The 1,610-nt window shown below is 27.6% G+C and carries 1 protein-coding gene; it reads right to left on the reverse strand.

The annotated features are described in order from the left end of the window. Positions 1-153: 153 nt before the first annotated feature. Entirely contained in the window at positions 154-1,446 is a 1,293-nt protein-coding gene (locus RMN92_RS09760; RefSeq protein WP_309609263.1) for a hypothetical protein, read from the reverse strand. Positions 1,447-1,610 lie beyond the last annotated feature (164 nt).

The raw sequence follows: 1,610 nt of genomic DNA on the forward strand, positions 1-1,610 counted from the left end.
AAGCTTGTTGGTTTTTGAAAAACTTCACTATATTCAAAAAATAAACCTCGCTTAAAATAGCTTAAACGAGGTTGCTTTTTATAGATTATTTAGAGATTCAGACTTTTGGAGAGGTTGTGCAACGGTCACCGCTGTTGTGTGCTGTTTTAATTTTTACTTCATTAATTCTTCTATTAGAAATTCCATTATCGTCGGTTTGTCTTTAAGATAGACTTGCCCTCGAATTGAGTCGCTAGATTTAATTTTAATTTTTTCGTTTGTTAAACTAACATTTTGCAACCATAAATGAATTTGAGTGTTTTCGGCAGTTCCAATTTGTTTTCTTGTTATATTATTTGTTTGCTTATCTGTAATATTAAAGAAAATTGGACATTCCTCTTCTAAACTTTTTGAAAAGTATGTTATTTTTAAAGTATATTTATTATTTTCAACCGTTTTATATAATAATTCTGTATCAAAATCCTTTTCTTTTATGTGATTAATTACGTTATCAATTTTTGTGATATCTAGTTTGTCTATTGTTGCAATATCTTTAAGTCCTGTTACGAATAAATCAAAAACGACTTGTTTTTTTTCTGTTTCTTTTAATGTTTGAAATTCGTCAAATTCAATTAATGCTAGTCCATTCACATACCAATCTTCAATCGAAAATGAATTTTTAAGAGCATCTTCCATATTAGTTGCCACTTGAATATAGAGATGATGATAAGTTGGACACATTAATTTTTCTCTAGTTAAAAGATTATGAAAAATTTCGGTGTAAATATAGTCATATGGATAAAGCGCTTTTAATGGAAGACTATTGTAATAAATTCTCAAATCTCTTATTAGTTTGTCTTTTGGTTTACTTTCGTTTTTTCTCTTTTCTCTTAAATCTAATGCTCTTTCTAAAGTATTATTTGCAACTTTAACTTTTTGATTAGTATTAATTTTATTTAAAAAGTTTGAATCAATATTTTGTTTTATTTCATTTAAAACATTCTTGAAAATCTGATATTCAAAAATATCTTCTTTTTTAATTTTAGAATTAATAATTTCTCCTGCTTCTAAAAATTTTTCAACAACAATTTTTCCAAGTTCGGTTTCGGATATGTTTTTGAAACTTGGATCAATATCAAATTTGTGTTCATATTCTTTTTGGTCTTCTTTATCAAAATGTTCTGAAAATTCAGGTGCTTTTAATGTTATTTCTATTTTTTTATTCTTTCTGTTTAATCTTGAATATGGAAATGAGTCATAATATTTTTTAAAAGTTATTTCCATACCAATAACACCAGGTAATACATACATTGGTGGATAAGCAAAATTTAGCCATAACTCTTCAAAAGAAGTTTTGAATTTCGCTTTTTTCAATTCGATTTCGATAAATTCACTAAAATAACGTAAATTACCATTTAGTTTTCCTCCTGAACGTCCCGCTGTATTTGGCGATAAATGTATTTTCATTTCTTTTAGTTTTCTGTTGCTCAAAAATAGCACACAACGTCTCGTGGCTTGGCGTCAGTTGGGGATTTGGTTAGCCAAATGTATAAATTAAAGACCGAACTTCAAAGTACAAAACCAACTTTAAAGTTTGCCTAAAACCCCAATTGCGCCAAACCGCTGTTATG

Origin of the sequence: Flavobacterium sp. (assembly GCF_031363805.1) — a bacterium.
In the GTDB taxonomy this organism is placed as follows: Bacteria; Bacteroidota; Bacteroidia; order Flavobacteriales; family Flavobacteriaceae; genus Flavobacterium.

Bases quoted from the DNA above. Each gene is read 5' to 3' on its own strand.
- RMN92_RS09760 (WP_309609263.1), bottom strand. From the start codon at position 1,446: ATGAAAATACATTTATCGCCAAATACAGCGGGACGTTCAGGAGGAAAA.